Source organism: uncultured Slackia sp., assembly GCF_934630525.1.
In the GTDB taxonomy this organism is placed as follows: domain Bacteria; phylum Actinomycetota; class Coriobacteriia; order Coriobacteriales; family Eggerthellaceae; genus Slackia.
Map to the genome: position 1 here is coordinate 111,011 of NZ_CAKTVX010000006.1, position 21,400 is coordinate 132,410.

At 60.1% G+C, this 21,400-nt stretch carries 13 protein-coding genes; 11 read left to right on the plus strand and 2 right to left on the minus strand.

Annotated features, from left to right (window positions below):
• Positions 1–53 precede the first annotated feature (53 nt).
• Complete coding sequence (gene groL, locus Q0D41_RS06490) at positions 54–1,685, plus strand: chaperonin GroEL (RefSeq protein ID WP_294376918.1); 1,632 nt, start codon at positions 54–56, stop codon at positions 1,683–1,685.
• A gap of 315 nt (positions 1,686–2,000) precedes the next feature.
• Positions 2,001–3,590, plus strand: a complete 1,590-nt coding sequence (locus Q0D41_RS06495) for an FAD-dependent oxidoreductase (RefSeq protein ID WP_294376921.1) — start codon at positions 2,001–2,003, stop codon at positions 3,588–3,590.
• 267 nt (positions 3,591–3,857) lie between these two features.
• Here Q0D41_RS06495 and Q0D41_RS06500 read toward each other — a convergent pair whose 3' ends face one another.
• Positions 3,858–4,640, minus strand: coding sequence for an IclR family transcriptional regulator (locus tag Q0D41_RS06500; protein ID WP_294376925.1), 783 nt, complete (start codon positions 4,638–4,640; stop codon positions 3,858–3,860).
• A gap of 141 nt (positions 4,641–4,781) precedes the next feature.
• Positions 4,782–7,355 carry a polyphosphate kinase 1 gene (gene ppk1 / locus Q0D41_RS06505; protein ID WP_294376928.1) on the minus strand — a complete coding sequence of 858 codons (2,574 nt, stop codon included), beginning with the start codon at positions 7,353–7,355 and terminating at the stop codon, positions 4,782–4,784.
• 314 nt (positions 7,356–7,669) lie between these two features.
• On the opposite strand from ppk1, the gene Q0D41_RS06510 reads away from it, so the two are divergent.
• The 9 genes from Q0D41_RS06510 (at position 7,670) to Q0D41_RS06550 (ending at position 21,332) form a co-directional block, all read left to right on the plus strand.
• Positions 7,670–9,328, plus strand: coding sequence for a polyphosphate--AMP phosphotransferase (locus tag Q0D41_RS06510; protein ID WP_294376931.1), 1,659 nt, complete (start codon positions 7,670–7,672; stop codon positions 9,326–9,328).
• Between the two features lie 280 nt (positions 9,329–9,608).
• Positions 9,609–10,610, plus strand: a complete 1,002-nt coding sequence (gene srtB, locus Q0D41_RS06515) for a class B sortase (protein ID WP_294376934.1) — start codon at positions 9,609–9,611, stop codon at positions 10,608–10,610.
• Positions 10,611–10,857: 247 nt separating this feature from the next.
• A complete protein-coding gene (gene purF, locus Q0D41_RS06520; RefSeq protein ID WP_294376937.1) occupies positions 10,858–12,303 on the plus strand; it encodes an amidophosphoribosyltransferase in 1,446 nt (481 codons plus the stop codon).
• A gap of 173 nt (positions 12,304–12,476) precedes the next feature.
• Entirely contained in the window at positions 12,477–13,526 is a 1,050-nt protein-coding gene (gene purM, locus Q0D41_RS06525) for a phosphoribosylformylglycinamidine cyclo-ligase (protein ID WP_294376941.1), read from the plus strand.
• Between the two features lie 59 nt (positions 13,527–13,585).
• Positions 13,586–14,203, plus strand: coding sequence for a phosphoribosylglycinamide formyltransferase (purN, locus tag Q0D41_RS06530; RefSeq protein ID WP_294376943.1), 618 nt, complete (start codon positions 13,586–13,588; stop codon positions 14,201–14,203).
• 186 nt (positions 14,204–14,389) lie between these two features.
• Entirely contained in the window at positions 14,390–15,379 is a 990-nt protein-coding gene (locus Q0D41_RS06535; RefSeq protein WP_294377033.1) for an XdhC family protein, read from the plus strand.
• Positions 15,380–15,518: 139 nt separating this feature from the next.
• Positions 15,519–17,111, plus strand: coding sequence for a bifunctional phosphoribosylaminoimidazolecarboxamide formyltransferase/IMP cyclohydrolase (gene purH / locus Q0D41_RS06540; protein WP_294376945.1), 1,593 nt, complete (start codon positions 15,519–15,521; stop codon positions 17,109–17,111).
• Between the two features lie 545 nt (positions 17,112–17,656).
• Positions 17,657–19,279 carry a helix-turn-helix transcriptional regulator gene (locus tag Q0D41_RS06545; protein WP_294376947.1) on the plus strand — a complete coding sequence of 541 codons (1,623 nt, stop codon included), beginning with the start codon at positions 17,657–17,659 and terminating at the stop codon, positions 19,277–19,279.
• A gap of 370 nt (positions 19,280–19,649) precedes the next feature.
• Positions 19,650–21,332, plus strand: a complete 1,683-nt coding sequence (locus tag Q0D41_RS06550; protein ID WP_294376949.1) for an FAD-dependent oxidoreductase — start codon at positions 19,650–19,652, stop codon at positions 21,330–21,332.
• Positions 21,333–21,400: the final 68 nt, after the last annotated feature.

A 21,400-nucleotide genomic window follows, 5' to 3' on the forward strand; every position in this document is an offset into this window, starting at 1 on the left:
GAATTCGGTAATTAAGTTTCTAAAAGAAACTACCCATTGAAGGAGCAATCACAATGGCTAAAGACATTAAATTCCAGGCTGAGGCCCGCAGCGGCCTTGCTGCTGGCGTCACCAAGCTGGCTGACGCCGTTAAGGTGACCCTTGGCCCCAAGGGTCGCTACGTCGCTCTTGAGCGTACCTATGGCGCTCCCACCATCACTAACGACGGCGTGACGGTTGCCAAGGAAGTCGAGCTCGAGGACCCCGTGGAGAACATGGGCGCCCAGCTCGTGAAGGAAGCCGCCACCAAGACCAATGACGGCGCGGGCGACGGTACCACCACCGCAACCCTGCTCACCGACGTTATCGTGACCGAGGGTCTGCGCAACGTCACCGCTGGCGCGAACCCGCTGGCCGTCCGTCGCGGCATTGAGAAGGCCACCGAGGCTATCGTTGAGGCCATCAAGGCTGACGCCATCCCGGTCGAGGACAAAGAGCAAATCGCCAATGTCGGCACCATTTCCGCGGGCGACGAGGTTATCGGCACCAAGATCGCCGAGGCCATGGAGGTTGTCGGCAAGGAAGGCGTCATTTCCGTTGAGGAATCCCAGACCTTCGGCATCGACATCGAGACGGTCGAGGGCATGCAGTTCGACAAGGGCTACATCTCCCCGTACATGGCTACCGACATGGAGCGCATGGAAGCCGTTCTGAAAGACCCGTTCATCCTGCTCACCGACCAGAAGATTTCCTCCATCCAGGACTTGCTGCCGGTGCTCGAGGAAGTTTCCAAGTCTGGCCGCCCGCTGCTCATCATTTCCGAGGATTTCGAGGGTGAGGCTCTGGCTACCATCCTGCTGAACAAGCTGCGTGGCACCTTCACCTGCGTTGCTGTGAAGGCTCCCGGCTTCGGCGATCGCCGCAAGCGCATGCTGGAAGACATCGCCATCGTTACCGGCGGTCAGGTTATCACCCCCGACTTCGGCATGACGCTCGCCGACGCGAACGTGACCATGCTTGGCCATGCGAAGACTGTCAAGGTCACCAAGGACGCCACCACCATCGTCGATGGCGACGGCGACAAGGCTGCCATCCAGGACCGCATCGACCAGATCAAGGCCGAAATGGAGCACACCGACTCCGACTTCGACCGCGAGAAGCTGCATGAGCGCCTGGCCAAGCTGGCTGGCGGCGTTGCGGTGCTGCGCGTTGGCGCTGCCACCGAGGCTGAGCTCAAAGAGAAGAAGAGCCGCATCGAGGACGCCCTGCAGGCGACCCGCGCGGCTGTCGAAGAGGGCATCGTCGCTGGCGGCGGCGTAGCGCTGCTCCATGCTCTGCCCGCTCTCGACGCCGTTGATTGCGCGAACCACGACGAGGAAGTTGGCGTTGCCATCATCCGCAAGGCCCTCGAGGCTCCTATGCGCACCATCGCTCAGAACGCTGGCTTCGAAGGCTCCGTTGTGGTCGAGAAGGTTAAGGGCATGAAGAAGGGCGAAGGCCTGAACTGCGCTAATGGCGAGTATGGCGACATGATTGCCATGGGCGTTTCCGACCCTGTGAAGGTTACCCGCACCGCTCTGCAGTCCGCGGTTTCCGTTGCTGGCCTCATTCTGATCACTGAGTGCTCCATCAACGAGATCCCCAAGGACGGTCCCGATTTGAGCGCTCTCGCTGGCGCTGGCGCCGGCATGGGCGGCATGATGTAGGTCGAGAAGACTTGCAGCAACGCTTGATGTGCTAGTCGAAAGCCCCGCAGGCTCAACCTGCGGGGCTTTTCGCTTTTCAAGACCTGTTAAATGCTCGTAGCGTTTAGCAGGTCGCCTGTTCCGCATCGCGGAACGGTTGGTTCGCACGGTGAACTGGGCATGTTGCGGGTGCGTTTCGAGCGGCGCATACTGCAACCATCACGTATCCAAGAGATGTGCTGCGATGTGAAACCGCAGGTCGTTTAAGGGAAACGGCCGAGCGATCGCGGCGCGTCAACCAGGCGGAGGGGCCTGGTGAGGGATGAGGAGGACGTCATGAGTGCAATCACCGAACAAGGCATGTCTCGCCGCAATTTCCTGGCCGGTATGGCTGGCGTCGCCGGCTTGGCGGCAGCTGGTCTGGCTGGCTGCTCGCCCGCGGGCGGCAGCAAGGAGGCTTCGGGTTCCGCCGCTTCCGGATTGCCCGAGAAGTGGGACGGCGAATACGACGTAATCGTGTGCGGCGGTGGCGGATCGGGCCTCACGGCTGCGTATTCCGCACTTGAAAACGGCGCCGAAAAGGTACTCGTGCTCGAAAAGGCTGCAGCATGCGGCGGCACCACGGCGCTTGCCGAAGGCGCGGTGCAGGCGAGCGGAACGCAGTGGCAAAAGGAAATCGCCGGCGTGACCGACGACTCGGCAGAGCTGCATAAGAAGTTCTGGCTCACCGACGCCGAGGGCATCGTGAAGGAAGACCTCGTCGAGTGCATGGCGAAAAACGCGCCCGACAATCTGAAGTGGATGGCCGATAGCTTCAACATTACGTTCAGCAACGTGTTCGGCTGCTATCCCACGCCGTACATGAAAGACGAGTACATGCGCGACCGCATCCACTTGATCACCGATGCGTCTGACGAAACTAAGACCGGCGGCGTGGTGTGGACCACGAATGCGCAGAAGGCCGTTGAGGAAAAGGGCGGCGAAATTCAGACGAACACCGAAGTGACCGACATCTATCAAGATGAAACGGGCACTGTGGTTGGCGTCGCCGCTGGCAAGAAGAACTACAAGGCCAACAAGGGCGTTGTGCTCGCGATGGCGTCTATCGACCATAACGAAGAGATGGCGTTCCGCTATGACCAGCAGCAATACTGGGATTTGAAGACCCAGTTCGTGGCAACGGCCGAAACCAACACGGGCGACGGCATTCGCATCGGCATGGCCCATGGCGCCGATTCCGCCTTCCATGGCGCGGTCGACCTTATTCTGCAAACCTGGAGCTACACGAACAATCAGAACCCCGAGATTCCGTATATCCTCATCGACCAGCGCGGCAACCGTTTCGTGCGCGAAGACACCACGTACGCGTTCCACTGCCGCGCGATGTTCAACGCGGCCATGGCTCAGGGCGGCATCGAAGGCTGCACGTATATGCTGATGGATTCGAAGATGACCACCGCCGATGCGAAGTGCGCATGGAGCGACAACGCGACCGACGGCGCGAAAACCCGCGAGGCCGCGCTTGCTGATGGCTCTATGGTGCAGGCCGACACGCTCGAAGGCTTGGCCGAAAAGCTTGGCATGTCGGACACGAATCTCAAGGCAACCGTTGATGCGTGGAATGCCGCATGCGCTGCGGGTGAGGACGCTGCGTATGGCCGCAAGGTTCAGCTTACCGCTCTCGATGCGGCGCCGTATTACGCCTGGAAGACGCAGAACACCAACATCGGTTCTATCGGTGGCCTGATCATCGACACCGATGCTCGAATCCTCGATGTTGACGGCAATCCGATTCCGCACCTGTATGGCGGCGGCGTGAATACCGCCGGCTGGCTTGGCCCTTACTACCCCGGTTCGGGCACGTGCCTGCAGGGCGCTCTGAATTGGGGCCGTATCGCAGGTGCAAGCGCAGCCGCGTCGAAATAGGGCAGAAAACCTGCTAAACGCTACGAGCACTTAACAGGTTTCATCGCAACCCCGCCGACCAACCCTCCCCGGTCGGCGGGGTTTTCCTATTCTGATAGAGAACCTTTCGCACCCAAAGTCAGCGAGCGGCAAGCTGGCGAGTTGGATTGGCCTGAAAGAGGAGCGACGCGTACTTCGGTACGCGAGCGACGATTGAAGGCCAAACCGGCCGCCAGATTGCCGCGCAACGGCGGCGGTTAGCGCCGTTCGGAAGAACGGCGCAACCTCTTACATCACATAGCCCATGGAAAGCGAGATGTTGCGGGCTGCTTTCACGACGGAATGCGCCATGGTTTCGAATTCGTTTTCAGGCATGTCGGCGTTCGAGCCGCTCACACCTACGGCGGCAATGGCGTCGCCCGAGAAATCGAAGATGGGCGCCGCGAGGCAGCGGTGGTTCGCCTCGGACTCCTCGCAATCGACGGCCCATCCGCGACGACGCACCCCATGCAGGTATTTCAAGAACTCTTGCTTGTTCGTGATGGTGTTGGCCGTGTGCGCCTCGAACGCGAATCCGTAGAGCGTTTCTTCCAGTTCGTCTGCGGAAAGGCATGCGAGCAGGCATTTTCCCATAGATGAGCAGTGCGCGGGGTAGCGTTTGCCCACGCGCGTGAACAGCTCGTCGGCCCTGTTGGTGGCTTCTTTCGAAATGATAGAGACGAAAGGCCCGTCGAGCACGCCTAAATATGCGGGTAGCTTCAGCTCGCGTTCAAGCGCGGCAAGGTGCGGCTTGGCCTCGACCTGCAGTTCGAGCGAATTGATGTGGTAACTCAGCATGCTGAAAAGCTTCGGCCCAATCGCGTAGGTGCCATTGAGCGTTTTCGTGACGTAATCGCGTTCGAGCATGGTGGCTAAAATGCGGTGCACGGTCGACTTGCTCATGGCGGTTTGCGTTGCGAGCGCCGAAAGACCCATAGGCTCGCGCGATTGAGCGAGCGTTTCGAGCAGGTCGAATGCCCTCTCGAGCACCTGCACGCTTCCCGTTTTCGGTTTCTCTGGCGAATCTCCCATAATCCCCCCCTCGTCAAAGAGACGAGGAATACTATACGCCCGCACGGCGCTATGAGCTGCTGAAACCTGGGTGAAAAAATGGGCCCTCGCAATAAAACGAGGGCCCAGCGTCAATCTATCGTTGCGTGCGTTTCGAGCGGCTTACCTGCCGAAAAGGCGGGCAAAGAACCCCTTTTTCTTCGGCGCGGGGGCAGGCTGCGGCTTTTTCGCTTGCGTGGCGGCAGGCGTGGCGCAAGCGGCGGGCGCCTTGGCTTCGGCGGGCTTTTTCGCCTCGACGGCGGCCTCGGCTTCGGCTTCGACAGCGGTTTCGCCTTCGGCCTCCTCCGCCTGCTCGATTTCTTCGGCGGTCACGAAATCTTCCTTGGCGTCTTCTGCCATATCGGCCATGGTGGAAGAAAGCGTAGGCGCGGTTGCGGGGGCGCCGCTTACCGCCGCGTCGACGAACTGGGGGGAGGCCAGGCCCGTGGCGCGGGCGCGCTCGGCGGCGATGTAAGCCTCTTTGATGAGGTGGTCTTGCGCGTCGAACGGGTTGCGGCCCTCAGGAACGAAGGCGCACAAGTCGGTAAACGTGCCGTCGCTTTGCAGCTCGCGCAGCTTCGCGGTGTCAGAGAGCATGGTCGTGAAGTAGTCGAGCACGCGGGCGCGCAGCGCGGGGTCGTTTACAGGCCAGGCGATTTCCACACGTTTGTCCAGGTTGCGCGTCATAAGGTCGGCGCTCGAAAGGAATACCGTGGTCTCGTCGCCCACGCCGAACGCGTAGATGCGCGAGTGTTCGAGCAGGCGGCCAACCACGCTCACGATGCGAATGTTCTCGGTTTCGCCGGGAATGCCGGGAACCAGGCACGAAATGCCGCGCACCAGCATGGTGATCTTCACGCCTGCGCGGCTTGCCTCGGTGAGCTTCTCGATCATGTCGCGGTCGGTAATCGCGTTGCTCTTCATGAGGATGCGGGCGGGCTTGCCGGCCTTCGCCTTCGCGATTTCGCCATCGATGGCCTCGCACATGCGCGGCTTGATCATGAGCGGCGCCACACGCAGTTCCTTATAGTCGCTCGACGCGCTTTCCAGCTGCATGCTGCGGAAGAAGCGCGCGGCATCTTGGCCAACCACGGGGTCGGCGGTAATCATGGAAAGGTCGGTGTAGAGCTTGGCGGTTTTCTCGTTGTAATTGCCTGTGCCGAGCTGCGTGATGAACTGCAGGCCGCCTTCGCTGCGGCGCGTGATGGCGCAGATCTTCGAGTGCACCTTGTAGTCGTGGAAGCCGTAGATGATATTGCATCCGGCCTGCTCAAAGCGCTGCGACCACTCGATGTTATTGCTTTCGTCGAAACGCGCGCGCAGCTCGAACAACGCGGTCACGTCTTTGCCGTTTTCGGCCGCGGTGATAAGTGCCTCGGCCAGGCGCGACTGGCTCGCCAGGCGGTACAGCGTGATTTTGATGCTCACGACGTCGGGGTCGACGGCGGCTTCCTGCAGCAGCTTCACGAACGCGTCCATGGTTTCGTACGGGTAAGACAGCAGCACGTCGTGGCGAAGCACCTGGTCGGTGATGCGCTCTTTGCGCGAAAGCGACGCGGGCCACTGTGGGCTTGCCGGTTCGTCCATGAGCGGCTCGGCGATCGCCTTGGGAGCCTTGCCCATAAGGGCGAACGCGTAACCCATGTCGAGCGGCATGCCAACGGTGTAGGCCTGCTGCTTCTTCAGGCCGAGCTTTTCGCGCAGGAATTTATCGGTGGTGTACGACAGTGGGCGCTCGCTTTCGAGGCGAACGGGGGCCAGGCGGCCGCGCTTTTTCAAGATGCGCTGCATATGGCTGCGGAAGTCCTCGTCGTATTCGTCGGATTCTTCGGCCGTATCGAGATCGGCGTTGCGCGTGACCTGAATCACGTTGGCGTATTTCACCGGGTACATCTCGAAGATTTTGTCGGCGACCATTTCGAGCGCGTGCTCGAGCAGGATGAACGAGTATTTGCCGTTTTCGCCCGTGAGCTCGATCATGCGCGGGCAGTTGCGCGGCATGGGGATGATGCCCATGAGCACGTTTTCGGCCGCTTTGGCGCGCGCGGCTTTGCGCTCGGCCTTGGTGGCATCTTCGGGCAGCGCTTCGGCCTCGGCTTCCTCATCGAGGCGCACAGCGATATACAGCGCGCCGTTTTCCAAGTGGGGGAACGGGTGCGTTGCGTTGATGATCTGGGGCGACACGAGCGGCAGCACGTTGCAGTCCAGGTAATCCATGAGCTCGCTGTGCTGGGCAGGCGTGAGTTCGTCGGGGTAGAGCTGGTGGATGCCCGCATCATCGAGCAGGTGGCGCGTTTGGCGGAAATCTTCGGCGGCGATGGGCGTGAGTTCGCGCACGCGCGCATACACGGCGTCGAGCTGTTCGCGCGGCGTCATGCCGGTCTTCGAGTCGAACACGATTTCTTTCGCCAGCTCAAGGTCGGTAAGGCTGCCGACGCGCACCATGAAGAATTCCTGCAAGTTGCTGCGCCAAATGGAGATGAATTTCAGGCGCTCGAGCAAGGGGACGTGCGGGTCGATGGACTGGTCGAGCACGCGCTTGTTGAACTCGAGCCAAGAAAGCTCGCGGTTCTGCATGTAGGACTTGTGCGCCGGGCGCACGAGTTTTTTCTCGAGACGATCGGCCTTCGGCTTCTTGGCTTTTTTCGTGTCGTCTACCTCTGCGACAGTGGCCTTTGCTTCGTTTTCCTCACCCATGATATTCCTCCCTCATGTGCATCGAGAACAGGGGAAATGCACCAAACCGTATAGATGTGGGGCGTATTCTCCTGAAAAAACGCATTAGCTATTAACCATTATACCGATAAGCAGATGCTATGAATTTGCACAAACCCAAGGCTTTGCACCGATTTAGCGAAAGGGGCCTTGAGGGGCGCGAGTGGGCGGGTGAAAAAAGTGACGCCAAGCCCGCAACGGCGTGTAAACAGTTGCACGAAATGCCCGTTGCCGTCTCGCGCGCGGGCGACGTTGGCGCATAATTGGGCCAACGCACAATGTGAAAGGGGATTCATATGCTGGAACAAGTCGATCTTTCGGCGAAAATGACGAAAGAGGAATACAAGCCCCTGCACGACGAACTTATTGCGAAACTCGTAGTGCTGCAGCAAGAGGCCCGCAAGAAGGGTGTGGGCGTCGTTGCATTGTTTGAAGGCTGGAACGGCGCGGGCAAGGGGAGCCGCATCGGCGATTTGGTCTACGAGCTCGATGCGCGCGCGACGCATATGCATGTGCTGTCGAATTTCGATGAGGAAGGCGCGGCCCGTTTCCGCGACATGGGCTCGGGCGTTACCGGCTTCGAGCCGCTCATGCAGGAGTTCTGGCAGGCGCTTGGCCCCCGCGGCGACATGACGCTGTACGAACGCGGGTGGTACACGGCGGCCGCGCGCCGTTTGGTCTACACCGATTCCGAGACGAATCATGCTGCCCACCTGCAGGCCTACAGGCGCGCCGTAAGCGAGTTCGAGCGACAGCTTTCCGCCGATGGCTACGTGGTGCTGAAATTCTTCGTGCACATATCGAAGGACGTGCAGAAGAAACGCCTGAAGGGTCTTCGCGACAACCCCGATACCGCGTGGCGCGTGAGCGACGAAGAACTCGCCACCGTGAAAGATTACGACGAGATTTACGCGCGCTACGATGAGCTTTTGCGCAATACCGATTTCGATTTCGCGCGTTGGACCATGGTCAACGGCGAGGACAAGCGTTCCGCGAACATCACAATTGCCAAGGCGCTCGTGCGCGCCCTGGAGCGCGCGCTTGCGAGCGGCCCCGATGCCGCCGCCGAAGCCGCTGCTGCGAAGGCTGCCGCCAACAGCGCCGGCGCCCTTGAACAGGCCGATCCGCGCGACCGCACGCCCGAAGAGACCGAACGCGTGATGGCCGCTGCCCGCGCGCAGGCTGCCGAGCAGGCCGAAGAGGCGCCGCTGCATTCGCGTTTCACCATCGTGAAGAATCCGCCGCGCTTGGCCGATATTGACCATACGCTCGCGCTGACCAGGGAAGAATATCAGGAAGCGCTCAAGCGCGAGCAGAAGCGCTTCGCCGAGCTTGAGTTGAAGATGTACCTGGCCCGCGTTCCGCTCATGATTCTGTATGAAGGCGATGACGCGGCTGGCAAGGGCGGCAACATCAAGCGCGTGGCGCAAGCTATCGACCCGCGCGCGTACACCATTTTCCCCAGCCCCGCGCCCACGAAAGTCGAGCTTGCGCATCCGCACTTGTGGCGCTACTGGACGCGCCTGCCGCGCGCCGGCCACGTGGGAATTTACGACCGCAGCTGGTATGGCCGTGTGCTTGTCGAGCGTGTTGAAGGCTTCGCGAGCCCCGCGGAATGGGGCCGCGCCTACGACGAGATCAACGAATTCGAGGGCGAGCTTGAGGCGTGGGGCGCGCTGTTGTTGAAATTCTGGGTTGCGGTAAGCCCCGAGGAGCAGCTCAATCGTTTCAACGACCGCCAGAACAACCCCGACAAGCAATGGAAAATCACGCCGGAAGATTGGCGCAATCGCGACAAGCACCCGCAATACGACGCCGCCGTCGACGATATGTTCCGCCTTACGAGCACGCCGTATGCTCCGTGGCGCATTCTTGAGTCCACGAACAAATACTACGCGCGCGTGAAGGCGTTGAGGATCATCAACGACGAGCTCGAAAAGCGCTTGGGGCTGTAGCTGCGCTCGCGTTTTTGTTCAAAATGGGTCCCGAATGTGGCACGCGAACGCCCTTGGTGGAACGTTCGGAAAGAAAACCCCAGGTCGCATACTTTGTGACCTGGGGTTTTGTATGTGAAGAAAAGAAAGATGCGCTCCAACCGCCTAGGGAACGGGGCGCGCATGCCACATTCGACATGCTTTTTGAACAGAATGCCCAGCGTGCCGCCTTCGTGAAAAAAGGGCGCACTGGGCAGGTGTTCCTTTGTGCTGCTGCGTCCTTTCTTCTATAGTGGGCAGCATGAATACGAACAAGCAAAATCCCTATCGCGCGAACTCGACGCAGGGGCCCGCCCAGCAGGGTGGGTTCGTTCCTGCGCGCCCTGCGCAACCTCGTCATGCCGCAAATCCCTATTCCGCCAACGCTCGCGGTTCGGCGCGGCCGTCGACGCAAAACGCTGCCGACTACTCCCGTGCCAATTACGGTTCGAACATGGGCGGCGGCAAGCATGGCCGCGGCGACAAGCATGGCGGTTCGAGAAAGAGCCGCGTGTGGACGATCGTTCTTATCATTGCCGCAATCGTGCTTGCGGTTTCGCTCGGCGTGCTTGGCGTTATTGGCTATGGCTATTGGCACGGCACGAAGGTCTACGATGACATTTCCGCGACATCGGGCTTGGCGAAAGAGGAAACCGCGCTCGCCGATATGACGGTGAACTGGGATGCGCTGCGCGAGCAGAACGAAGACGTCGTCGGATGGGTGTACATGCCGGGCACAAGCATCGACTACCCTATCGTGCAGGGCGAAAATGACGAGGAATACCTGCAGAAAGACTTCACGGGCAGCACAAGTGGCCTGGTGCACAAGGGCACCATTTTCCTTTCCGCCGACAACGCGGGCGATTTCTCCGATTCGAACAGCTTCATCTACGGCCACAACATGAACGATGAAACTATGTTCGCGCACATTCTGGCCATGACTGACCAGGCGACGTTTGATGCCGCGCGCACGTTCTATATTTTGACGCCTACGCAAAACTACCGCTGCCGCACCTATGCGCTCGATGTTGTGAAGAATACGGAAACGAACATCTTGCAGCCGAACTTCGCCGATGAAGCGGCCATGCGCTCGTATATGACGGCGCGCATCAACGATTCCGCGGTAAGCGCGCCGACCGATGTCGATTTGGCGTCGGTAACGAAGCTGTTCACGCTCATCACGTGCGGCGACGACTACGCGAACACGCGTGCGGTGCTTTGTGGTGGCTGCGTCGAACAGGCGACGCCCGCGAACGCGGAATAAAGTCCTAGCCGCGCACGGTTGAAACTGGAGGTAGTTCCTCATTGAAAAGGCGGGCCTTGGTCTCAAAACAGGCCCGCCTTTTGCGTATCTATTGATTGGCCCCTCGACCACTCACCCGTTGGTTTCGTTTGTGTATACGTGCTTTTCAGCCCCACGGCGTGCGCGCGATGGTACCATGCGAGTATCTGGCCAATTTTGGCCAAGCATCGAGCGTGTTCGAACGTTTTCCGACAAGGGGGAATACCGGGTGGCAACGTCAATCTTTCCCGGCGAGAAGCCAGATCGGCTTGAAGAAGAGTGCGCGGTGTTCGGAGTGTACTCCACCACCGACGATGTCGCGAGGCTGACCTGCTTTGGCTTGCAGGCTCTGCAGCATCGCGGCCAAGAAAGCGCCGGCATTGCGGTGGGCGATGGCGACACCGTGACGGTCACGAAAGACTTGGGCTTGGTTACCCAGGTGTTCAATGAAAGCGCGCTCGCTGCGTTGCGCGGCGAAGTGGCCGTGGGCCATTGCCGCTATTCCACGAGCGGCGGCATGGGCAACTGGACAAGCGCCCAGCCTCACATGTCGGCCATCGACGAGGTGCTCATCGCGCTTGCGCACAACGGCACGCTCGTGAACACGAATCGCATCCGCGCCGACCTCATTAGCAAGGGCGTCGAGTTCCGCAGCAACACCGATTCGGAAGTCGCGTGCCAGGTCATTGGCTATTACACGCGCGAAACCCATCATCTTACCGAGGGCATCAAAACCGCCATGGAGATGATCGACGGCGCTTACGCCATGGTGCTCGCAAGCCCCACGGCGCTCTATGCCTTCCGTGACCCGCACGGCATTCGTCCGCTGTGCTTGGGCAAGCTGCCCGACGATCGCGGCTGGGTCGTTTCCAGCGAAACCTGCGGCCTCGATATCGTGGGTGCGGAATTCGTGCGCGATGTGCGCCCGGGCGAAATCATCCGCATCAACGACACGGGCATCTCGACGCTGCAGGCCATCGAGCCTCAAGAGCCGCGCGGCTGCATTTTCGAATATGTCTATTTCGCACGCCCCGACTCGGTTATCGATGGGCAAAGCGTCTACCAGGCCCGTCGCAAAATGGGCCGCATTCTTGCGCGCGAAGCTCCGGTCGAGGCCGACCTGGTGCTCGGCGTGCCCGACTCGGGCGTGCCCGGTGCGCTTGGCTACTCCGAGGCGAGCGGCATCGAATTCACCGATGGCATCGTGAAGAACCGCTACGTCGGCCGCACCTTCATCCAACCCACGCAGGAAATGCGCCAAATGGGCATTCGCATCAAGCTCAACCCGCTGCCGAGCGTCATCGCGGGCAAGCGTCTGGTCGTCATCGACGACTCCATCGTGCGCGGCAACACGTCGAAGAAGCTCGTCGACATGCTTCGTTCGGCCGGCGCAGCGGAAATCCATTTCCGCATCGTGAGCCCCGAGGTTATGTGGCCGTGCTTCTATGGCATCGACACCGCCAACCAAGACCAGCTCATCGCCGCGAACATGACCAACGAGGAAATGTGCGAGTTCATCGGTTGCGATTCGCTCGAGTTCATCTCGCTCGATGGCCTGCGCGAAGCTGTGGGCGATGCGCACAGCAAAACGTTCTGCGAGGCCTGCTTCACGGGCGAATATCCCGTAGCGCTGCCCGATTCCATCACGAAGAACGCGTTTTTGAAGAAGAGCTAACCTGTTGCGCCCGCGCTCCTCTCAAGGTGCGGGCGCTTCCGGTTTTCGATGGGGCAAGGGGCCTTCCCTTTGTCCCGCTTTTATTTCAGATGCAAGAGACATTGCATGAGGTTGAAAATGGGGAAGGGGATGTGCCCCCCTCGCCCGTCAATGAATAGACAGGAGTCTTACCCATGGCAGAAATCACTTACGCCGACGCGGGCGTCGACATCGAAGAGGGCGCGGCTGCGGTCGACGCCATTAAAGACGCCGTGCATTCCACCTATCGCCCCGAGGTTGTGGGCGATATCGGAGGCTTCGGCGGCCTGTTCTCTGCGGCGGCATTCAAGGGCATGGAAGAGCCGCTTATGGTTTCGGGCACCGACGGCGTGGGCACGAAGCTCAAGGTCGCCCAGCTCATCGACAAGCATGACACCGTGGGCATCGACCTGGTCGCCATGTGCGTGAACGACATTCTGGCGTGCGGCGCCGAGCCTTTGTTCTTCCTGGACTACATCGCCATTGGCAAGCTGAAGAAGGAGCATGTCGCCAAGGTCGTGGGCGGCATCGCAGAAGGCTGCCGTCAGGCGGGCTGCGCGCTTATCGGCGGCGAAATGGCCGAGCACCCCGGCGTTATGGATCCCGACGATTACGACCTGTCGGGCTTCACCGTGGGCGTTGTCGATCGCCCGAAGATGATCGGTCCCGACGGCGTCGTGGAAGGCGACGTGCTCGTGGGCCTGCGTTCGAGCGGCTTCCATTCCAACGGCTATTCGCTCGTGCGCAAGGTGCTCGTCGAGGGCAAAACCGCCGAAGAGCTCGCGGCTCCCGTGGCCGAGCTCAATGGCGAAACGCTTGGCGACGCCCTTATTGCCCCCACCCGTATTTACGTGAAGCCCGTGCTCAATTGCCTGCGCAATCTGCCGGGCGACGTGCATGCCCTGGCCCATATCACGGGCGGCGGCATTACCGAAAACCTCAACCGTGCGCTTCCTGAAACCATGGACGCCCTGGTCAATAAAGATGCATGGGAAGTTCCCGCCATCATCAAGATGGGCATCGAGGCCGCCGGCCTCACCGAGGAGCAGGCGCTCAAGACCTTCAACATGGGCATCGGCATGGTGCTCATCGTTGATGCGGCGCGCGTCGACGCCGTGATGGATGAGCTGGCGAAGTCGGGCGAAGAGCCGGTCGTCATCGGCAAAATCGTCGAAGGCACTGGCGTGGTTCGTTACGCCGAGTAAAGCAAAGGAGCGGGTCGGGAAAAGCCTGGCCCGCTTTCTGTTTTTGGAAAGGGCTGTTCATGACTCAACCTTTGAAAATCGGCGTTTTGCTTTCTGGCTCGGGCACGAACCTGCAGGCGCTCATTGACGACATCGCCGCAGGCTCGCTGAATGCGGAAATCGTTCAGGTGGTTTCTTCGCGCCCCGATGCGTACGGAATTGAACGCGCGCAGGCTGCGGGTATTCCGGTGCTCGTCATGAACAAAACGCTGTATGTCGATGCGGAAGCCGCCGATGCCCAAATTGTCGAGGCGCTGCAGGCTGCTGGTGCTGAATACATCGTTATGGCTGGTTACATGCGCAAGGTGACTCCGGTTATGCTGCGCGCTTTTCCGAATCGCGTGTTGAATTTGCACCCTGCGTTGCTGCCTTCGTTCAAGGGCGCGCATGCTATTCGCGATGCTTTCGAGGCGGGCGTGAAAGTGACGGGCGTGACCGTGCATTTCGCCAACGAAGATTACGACAAGGGCCCCATCGTCGCGCAGCGCGCGGTCGAGGTCGCGGAAGATGACACGCTCGAGGCGCTCGAGGCGAAGATCCACGAGGTCGAACACGTGCTGTACCCGCAGGCCGTGCAGCTGATTGCTGAAGGCCGCGTGTCGGTCGACGAAGAATCGGGCCGCGTACACATCAAGTAATTCGACATAAAGGCGAGGCGGGGTTGTCTGTCTCGCCTTCTTTGATGCGAGGGCAATCTGTTAAATGCTCGTAGCGCTTGACAGGTGTCTTTGCGCGATCCGCCGCTACTTCGCATCGTGCTTGCGAGTGGAGCTCGATGCGGGGCAGGTGGCGGCAGTTTTAATGAGAGGGTTGTGGTACGTATGATGACGGCGGAATTCCTGCGCGCGCTCGCGGGGGATATTGCTGCGGGCAAACCGGTCGAGCTTTCTTCTGACGATTTCCCGTGCTTCACGGCAGAGGCGCTCGAGGGTCGCGCGCATGTGGCACCCGCTGCGCTTGCGAAAATCTCGGCTGGCCTCGCGCCTGCCGATGCGTGCGTGTTCGAGCGCGCGGCCAAGGCTATCGATGAAGGCGACCTTGCCTGGATTGGCTTCAAATACGTGTACGACGCGTCCGCTGCCTGCGAAAACGTCGACAACGAAGTCACGAAGAAGTATGGCGACGTGGGTTCGGGCTGCGGCGATTCGTTTGTGTTCTTCTGCAACGACGCAAAGGAAATCGTGTGCGGTCGCGAGTATTCCCCGCGCGATATTTTCCAAATGAAAGACGCCACGCGTGGTCCCGCCATGCATACAGAGCAGTTCGATGGCCTTACGTGGCTCGCCGTTCCGCTGTTCGACAAGGTGCGCGTGTGGCTTTTGGGCGCTTCCGACGCGTCGGCAGAAGTTGCCGCGCTTGCGCACCATGTGGGCTTCGATGTCGTGGCGGTCGACTACGACCCTGCGTATATTTCGGAAGAGCGTTTCCCGAATGCTCGTCGCGTGCTGCTCGGCGGCGGCAACTTCGATGAGCTTTCAAACATCGCCGCGAACCCCGCCGATTATGCATGCGTGCTTACGCGCGGGCATATGTTCGATCCCGAGGCGTGCGTGTGGTCTATCAGGAACAATTTGCACTATATAGGCATGATGGGGTGCAAGGGTAAAAACGATACCGTACATGACCTGGTGTTATCAAAGGGCGGTACCGAAGAAGGGTGGGAGCGCATCAAGCGCCCCATTGGTTTGAAGTTTGGCGCCAAAACGCCCGCCGAGCTTGCCATCGCCATTGTTGCCGAGCTTGTCGACGAGCGATATAAGCAGAATTATTCGGAAGCCGCGCGCGCGAAGCACGATTCGAATTTGGGTCGATAGCGCTCATTTCGGCTTCGCCGCATGATGCGGCGCTCCCGATGCGTGTCTTTTTCGCCCGCTCGCGTCGATGTCGCGGCTCGCGGGCGATTCGGCTGATAAGGTAAACAAAAGTCAACGGAAGGAAAACGGAGGAGGAAACGTGACTAACCCCCAGGTTAAACGCGTTCTGGTTTCTGTGACCGACAAAACGGGCGTGGTTGAGTTCGCGCGCGCTTTGCACGAGGAATTCGGAGCTGAGATTATTTCGACCGGCGGTACCGCGAAGGTGATTGCCGAGGCAGGCGTCGATGTGACGCCCATCGATGCAGTGACGAATTTCCCTGAAATGATGGACGGCCGCGTGAAGACGCTGCACCCCATGGTGCATGGCGGCCTGCTCGCGAAGCGCGACAATGCCAAGCACATGGCCGAAGCCGAAGAGCACGGCATCAAGATGATCGACATGGTGGTCGTGAACCTGTATGCCTTCGAAAAGACGGTCGCCTCAGGCGCCGATTTCGGCACCTGCATCGAGAACATCGACATTGGAGGCCCGTCGATGCTGCGCAGCGCCGCGAAGAATTTCGAGAGCGTCGCCGTGGTCACCGAGCCTTCCACCTACGATGCCATTCTTGAGGAAATGCGCGCCAACGACGGCGCCACCACGCGCGAGACGCGTGCGAAACTCGCGCTGAAGGTGTTCGAAACCACGAACGCCTACGATGGCGCGATTGCCGCTTGGATGGACGAGCAGCTCAACGGCAAGGCCGATTTCAGCGAGAAAACGCCCGAGGTCATCGACCTTCACCTCGAGAAGCAGCAGGACCTGCGCTATGGCGAAAACCCGCATCAGAGCGCTGCGTTCTATCGCCTGCCCAATGCCGACGCACATAGCCTCGTGAATGCCGAGCAGCTCAACGGCAAGGAACTTTCCTACAACAACATTCTCGATACCGATGCGTGCTGGACACTTGCTCGCGAGTTCGACGAACCTGCCGTGGTTATTCTGAAGCATCAGAACCCCTGCGGTTCAGCCACGGCCGCTACGGTTGCCGAGGCTTACGACAAGGCGTTCGCGTGCGACCCGAAGAGCGCGTTTGGCGGCATTATTGCGGCAAACGTCGAGGTTTCGCTCGAGATGATCGAGCACATGAACGCGAACAAGCAGTTCGTCGAGGTCATTATCGCCCCGAGCTTCGAGCCCGCTGCGCTTGAGCTTCTGCAGGTGAAGAAGAACCTGCGCGTTTTGCGCACCGGTGGTGTAGACGCTCCGGTTCGCGTCGAATATCGTTCGGTCGACGGCGGCATTTTGGCCCAAACCGCCGACGCTGTGACCGAAACGCCTGATGAGTTCACCGTTCCCACCAAGCGCAAGCCCACCGACGAAGAAATGGACGAGCTGCTGTTCGCGTGGAAGGTGTGCAAGGGCGTGAAGTCCAACGCCATTCTCATTTCCAAGAATCATGCGGGCATCGGCATGGGCCCTGGCCAGCCGAACCGCGTCGACTCGGGTCGCTTGGCCGGCGAGCGCGCGCTTGAGGCGTGCGAGCGCATGGGCCTTGAGCCGAAGAATCTGGTTGCCGCGTCCGACGCCTTCTTCCCGTTCCGCGACAACATCGATGCGCTGGCAAGCTTTGGCGTTACCGCCATCATCCAGCCTGGCGGCTCCATCCGCGACGAGGAGAGCATCGAGGCGTGCGACGAGCACGGCATCGCCATGGTATTCACGGGGCATCGCCACTTCCGTCATTAGTTGGTTGGCGCCGTTCGATAGAACGGCGCCAACTGCCGACGCATTAAAGGTTGCGCCGTTCTGCCGAACGGCGCTAACCGTTGATGCTGCGCGGCAATCTGGCGGCCGACTTGGCCCTCAATCGTCGCTCGCGTAGCGCTGCTACGCGTCGCTCCTCTTTCGAGCCAATTCGACTCGCCAGCTTGCCGCTCGCTGACCTGGGCTGCGAAAGCGGATCTTGTTTGATTCGGAGCGGAAGCATCTTGCCATTCAGCCCTCGCGCATGGCCGCAAGGCCAATGCGCTTGGGCTTCAAGGCAATCTGCTCCGCCAGAACCCATGCTCGCTGACCTGGGCTGCGAAAGTGACAGCCGCCGAGCACGGTTCGATCGCGTTTGGCGTGAACCCGATTTTGTATGGGCTGGGGAATCTCCCTGGCCCATTTTGTTTGCCAGGACGGCAATTGTGCCTGCTCAAGGACGCATCGAAACCGGTTGCGCAGCCGCGTGGCCGGTTTTTTGCTATCATGGGGCAGTTTTCTGGGGAGAAGATATAAGGGAGGCGCGCATGCCGGTTGCGCAGGCGAGGGGCATTGTCAAAGACTTGAAGTGGCATCACTTGGGCTTTTGCTTCTTTTGGGCAGTCACGTTCGTCGCGCTCATGGCTCCTGCCGATGAGTTCGCGTTTGCAAGCACGGGCTTTTCCGTGGGAAAGCAACTTTCGACTATCGTTGCCGTCGTCGTGGCCGCGGTGCTGTCGGTTCGCCGCGGCAGCAAGGCGTTTTCTCCCGAGTCGGCGTATATCGCAGGCATCGCCCTGTCGGCTGGGTCTCTTTTGTATTACCTCGCATTCTTTCTGGCCGATTTCTCGGTTGCCTCGGTCACAATTGCATCGGTGCTGGTGGGAGCTTCGCAGGGCGCGTTTTTCGTGATGTGGCAGAGCTTCTATGCATCAGAAGGCACCTCGCGCACCACGGTTTACATTCCCCTTTCTGCGCTGTGTTCGGTTGTGCTGTGCATCGCCATCGGCTTCTTGCCAACGGAATGGCTCGTGGTTTGCGGCGTCATCGTTTTGCCCGCGCTCGGCGCGTGGACCTTGCGCAAAAGCCTCGCCGAGGTCGTTCCCTATGAAGCGGAAGCGCTCACTCGCGAGCGTCGTCGTATGCTGCTGCGCGACATGGGACGTCCGGTGTTCTGCGTGTGCGCCATCGGTTTCGTGTGGAAGATGATCGGTTGCGTGGTTCCGCAGGGCAATCTCGGCTCTTTCGAGGGCATCATGCTTGGCATGAGCTGCGCCACGCTCGTGGTTGCGGCCATCGAGCTGTTCACCGAGCGCGGCTTCGACATGCTGCGCGTGTATCAGGTCATATTCCCGCTTATCACCGGAGTGTTCCTGCTGCCCACGTTCTTTGGCATTGGGTGGCTTGGCGCGGTTTCGGTATTCACCATGTTCGGTTTCGAGGTGGTGAATCTGTTGCTGCTCATTACCTGCGCTGCGTACGCCAGCCGTAAGGCGATCGATTCGTCGCTCGTGTACGCGCTGTGCGTGGCGCCGACGCTCGTGAGCTTGCTTTTGGGCGATGCGGTGGGGCAGGTTGCCGCCGCGCATACGGTGCTCGATTTCACGCTCGTGGTCGATGTGCTGTTCGTGTGCGTGTACGTGCTTACGGCGGCGCTCTTTTTGGCGTCGCTTGGCCGCAACAGGAGCGATGTGCGCCGCTCGATAACCGCGGCCCCTCAGGCAAGTGTGGGCGAATGCGATTTCGGGGAAGCCCTTGCGGAAAACGCCGCTCGGGCGAAAGCTGGGGGAGCCTCGGCTCGAAATGCGTGCGCGGCCGAAGAGGAACCGTGCGTTCAGAAGGCGCTGTCGAGCGAAGACGAATCGCGTGATGCTCAACGGTGTGAAGAAAAGTCTCCGGCCGCCCTTCGCCGCTCAAATGACGCCGTCCCCATGGCGCCAACCGACGAATCGTCCGGCTCTCTCGAAGAACGTCTTTCTTCGCTTGACCTCATTGACCCGCTTTCTGCTCGCGAGTGCGAGGTCGCCGATTTGATGCGGCACGGAAACACCGTTGCGGCTATTGCTCGCCGTCTCTACATTTCAGAGAACACGGTGCGTGGGCATACGAAAAGCATCTATCGCAAACTCGGAATCCACTCGAAGCAAGAGCTCATCGACCTTTTAAATTAGCCCGCTTTCAGTCCTTCTTGCAGCCTTCCATATCCAAAAATACCAACCCATCTTGACGAAACGAGATGGGTTGTCTTGTTTTTCAATCCAAGATTCCATGGGTTACCGCCCTCGGAAATACGAGGAAAACAAGCTTCTCATCAGGTTGAACAATAAAACAACCCATAATATGTGGTGCGTCGTGCCCCATCTCGCCTCTATAGTGGCGCCATCGCATCCAGGGAGGGTGCAGATGCAAGCGCCGGGGAGGGCGCGTCTTTGCAAAAGCCATGAAATTCGCCTGCGCGGCCTTGGGTCTGCGCGGCTTGCTATGGCGTTCGGGGCGATCTCTTCGACGCGGCATCCCAAGGGATTCCATTAGGAGGGAACCATGGAAGAATTGAAGAAGGGCATTTCTCGCCGCAACCTGCTCAAGGGCGCAACGCTTTCCGCCGCTGGCGTGGCGGCGCTCGGCATGTTTGGCTGCAGCCCGGCGGGCGGCTCGTCGAGCTCGAGCAGCAAGGCCGACGCTGCTGGCGAATCGAAGCACACGTGGGAGGTTACCCCCGAGGCTATCACCGATATCGCCGAAACCGTCGAGACCGAAGTGCTCGTCATTGGCGCCGGCTATTCGGGAACTTGCTGCGCTCTGAACGCCGCGCAGAATGGCACCAAGGTCACCTTGGTTGAGAAAGACGGCGTGCCCAACGGCCACGGCGTTGGCGGTACGGGCGCCATCGCGTCGAAGGCGCTCGACGCGCTCGACATCCATTTCGACAAGTCCATCGAAATGGAGCGCTGGGTCTCCACCTGCGGCAACCGCTGCCGTGAGTCCCTCGTTGCCAAGTGGTTCCGCGAGAGCGAGCGCTGCATGAACTGGCTGCTCGACCTTGCCGAGTCCGATGGCGCGAAGTGCATGGTCACCGTTGGCTCCAATTCCACGGTGCACCCCGAGATCGATTGCTATCACATGATCTTCGGTGGCAACCTCGCCAAAGAAAACGAGGCAATCTCCATCGCGACGTACATCGAGTACCTGTTCATCGCCAAGGCTGAAGAGACGGGCAATTTCGAGCTCGTGTACAACATGCCTGCTCAGCAGCTCGTTACCAACGATAAGGGCGAAGTCACCGGCGCTATTTGCAAGAACGAAGAGGGCAAGTACATTCAGTACAACGCCTCCAAGGGCGTCGTGCTTGCTACCGGCGACGTGAGCTACAACGATGAGTACATCAACGAGTTCGCTCCCATCGCGAACAAGGTTATGACCCGCCTGTGCTCTGACCAGGGCAACACCGGCGACGGCCACAACATGGCCGCATGGGTTGGCGGCGCTTTCCAGGACGGCCCGTGGCCCACGATGATGCACCCACAGGCTGCGGCTATGTACCATGGCCCCTTCCTGTTCGTGAACCCCAAGGGCAAGCGCTTCATGAACGAGGCCACCTGGGTTCAGGGCAAGTGCGTCGGCACCATGGTCAACGGCGGCGACGACCACTGCTGGTCGATCTTCGACTCCAACTTCGAGGCCGATAACACCGCGTCGCTCGAGTTCGGCGGCGGCATGTTCTGGGATTCGTTCCGCGCTGTGGGCACCACGGCGGCTGATGCGTCCGCTTCCCACGCCAAGACGGTGAAGGAAGGCGTCGAGAAGACCCCCGACAACTACAAGGTTGCCGACACCATCGACGAACTGCTCAAGCAGCTCGACGTCGACGTCGACGAGGCCAAGAAGACCATCGAGCGCTACAACGAGATTTGCAAGAAGGGCGAAGACACCGACTTCTACAAGGAATCTCACTTCCTGTTCCCCATCGAGCAGGGTCCCTTCTATGCGACCAAGGTTGCCCCCGGCCTGCTCGCCGTTGTTGGCGGCATCGCGATTTCCGACAACTTCGAGGTTGTCAACGCCGAGGGCGAGCCCATCAAGGGCCTGTACGCCATTGGCAACTGCTCCGGCAACATGTACGCGTATGACTACCCGATCAACGTTCAGGGCAACAGCCATGGCCGCTGCCTCGTTGAGGGCAAGTGCCTCGGCGAACAGCTCGCAGGCGTCTACGAGGAGCAGTAGGAACACGAACGAGCTGTCGGCTTGCCATATGGCGAGATGAGGCCTGGCATCGCGATTCGCTTTGAAGG

Bases quoted from the DNA above. Each gene is read 5' to 3' on its own strand.
- groL (WP_294376918.1), top strand. From the start codon at position 54: ATGGCTAAAGACATTAAATTCCAGGCTGAGGCCCGCAGCGGCCTTGCT.
- Q0D41_RS06495 (WP_294376921.1), top strand. From the start codon at position 2,001: ATGAGTGCAATCACCGAACAAGGCATGTCTCGCCGCAATTTCCTGGCC.
- Q0D41_RS06500 (WP_294376925.1), bottom strand. From the start codon at position 4,640: ATGGGAGATTCGCCAGAGAAACCGAAAACGGGAAGCGTGCAGGTGCTC.
- ppk1 (WP_294376928.1), bottom strand. From the start codon at position 7,355: ATGGGTGAGGAAAACGAAGCAAAGGCCACTGTCGCAGAGGTAGACGAC.
- Q0D41_RS06510 (WP_294376931.1), top strand. From the start codon at position 7,670: ATGCTGGAACAAGTCGATCTTTCGGCGAAAATGACGAAAGAGGAATAC.
- srtB (WP_294376934.1), top strand. From the start codon at position 9,609: ATGAATACGAACAAGCAAAATCCCTATCGCGCGAACTCGACGCAGGGG.
- purM (WP_294376941.1), top strand. From the start codon at position 12,477: ATGGCAGAAATCACTTACGCCGACGCGGGCGTCGACATCGAAGAGGGC.
- purN (WP_294376943.1), top strand. From the start codon at position 13,586: ATGACTCAACCTTTGAAAATCGGCGTTTTGCTTTCTGGCTCGGGCACG.
- Q0D41_RS06535 (WP_294377033.1), top strand. From the start codon at position 14,390: ATGACGGCGGAATTCCTGCGCGCGCTCGCGGGGGATATTGCTGCGGGC.
- Q0D41_RS06545 (WP_294376947.1), top strand. From the start codon at position 17,657: ATGCCGGTTGCGCAGGCGAGGGGCATTGTCAAAGACTTGAAGTGGCAT.
- Q0D41_RS06550 (WP_294376949.1), top strand. From the start codon at position 19,650: ATGGAAGAATTGAAGAAGGGCATTTCTCGCCGCAACCTGCTCAAGGGC.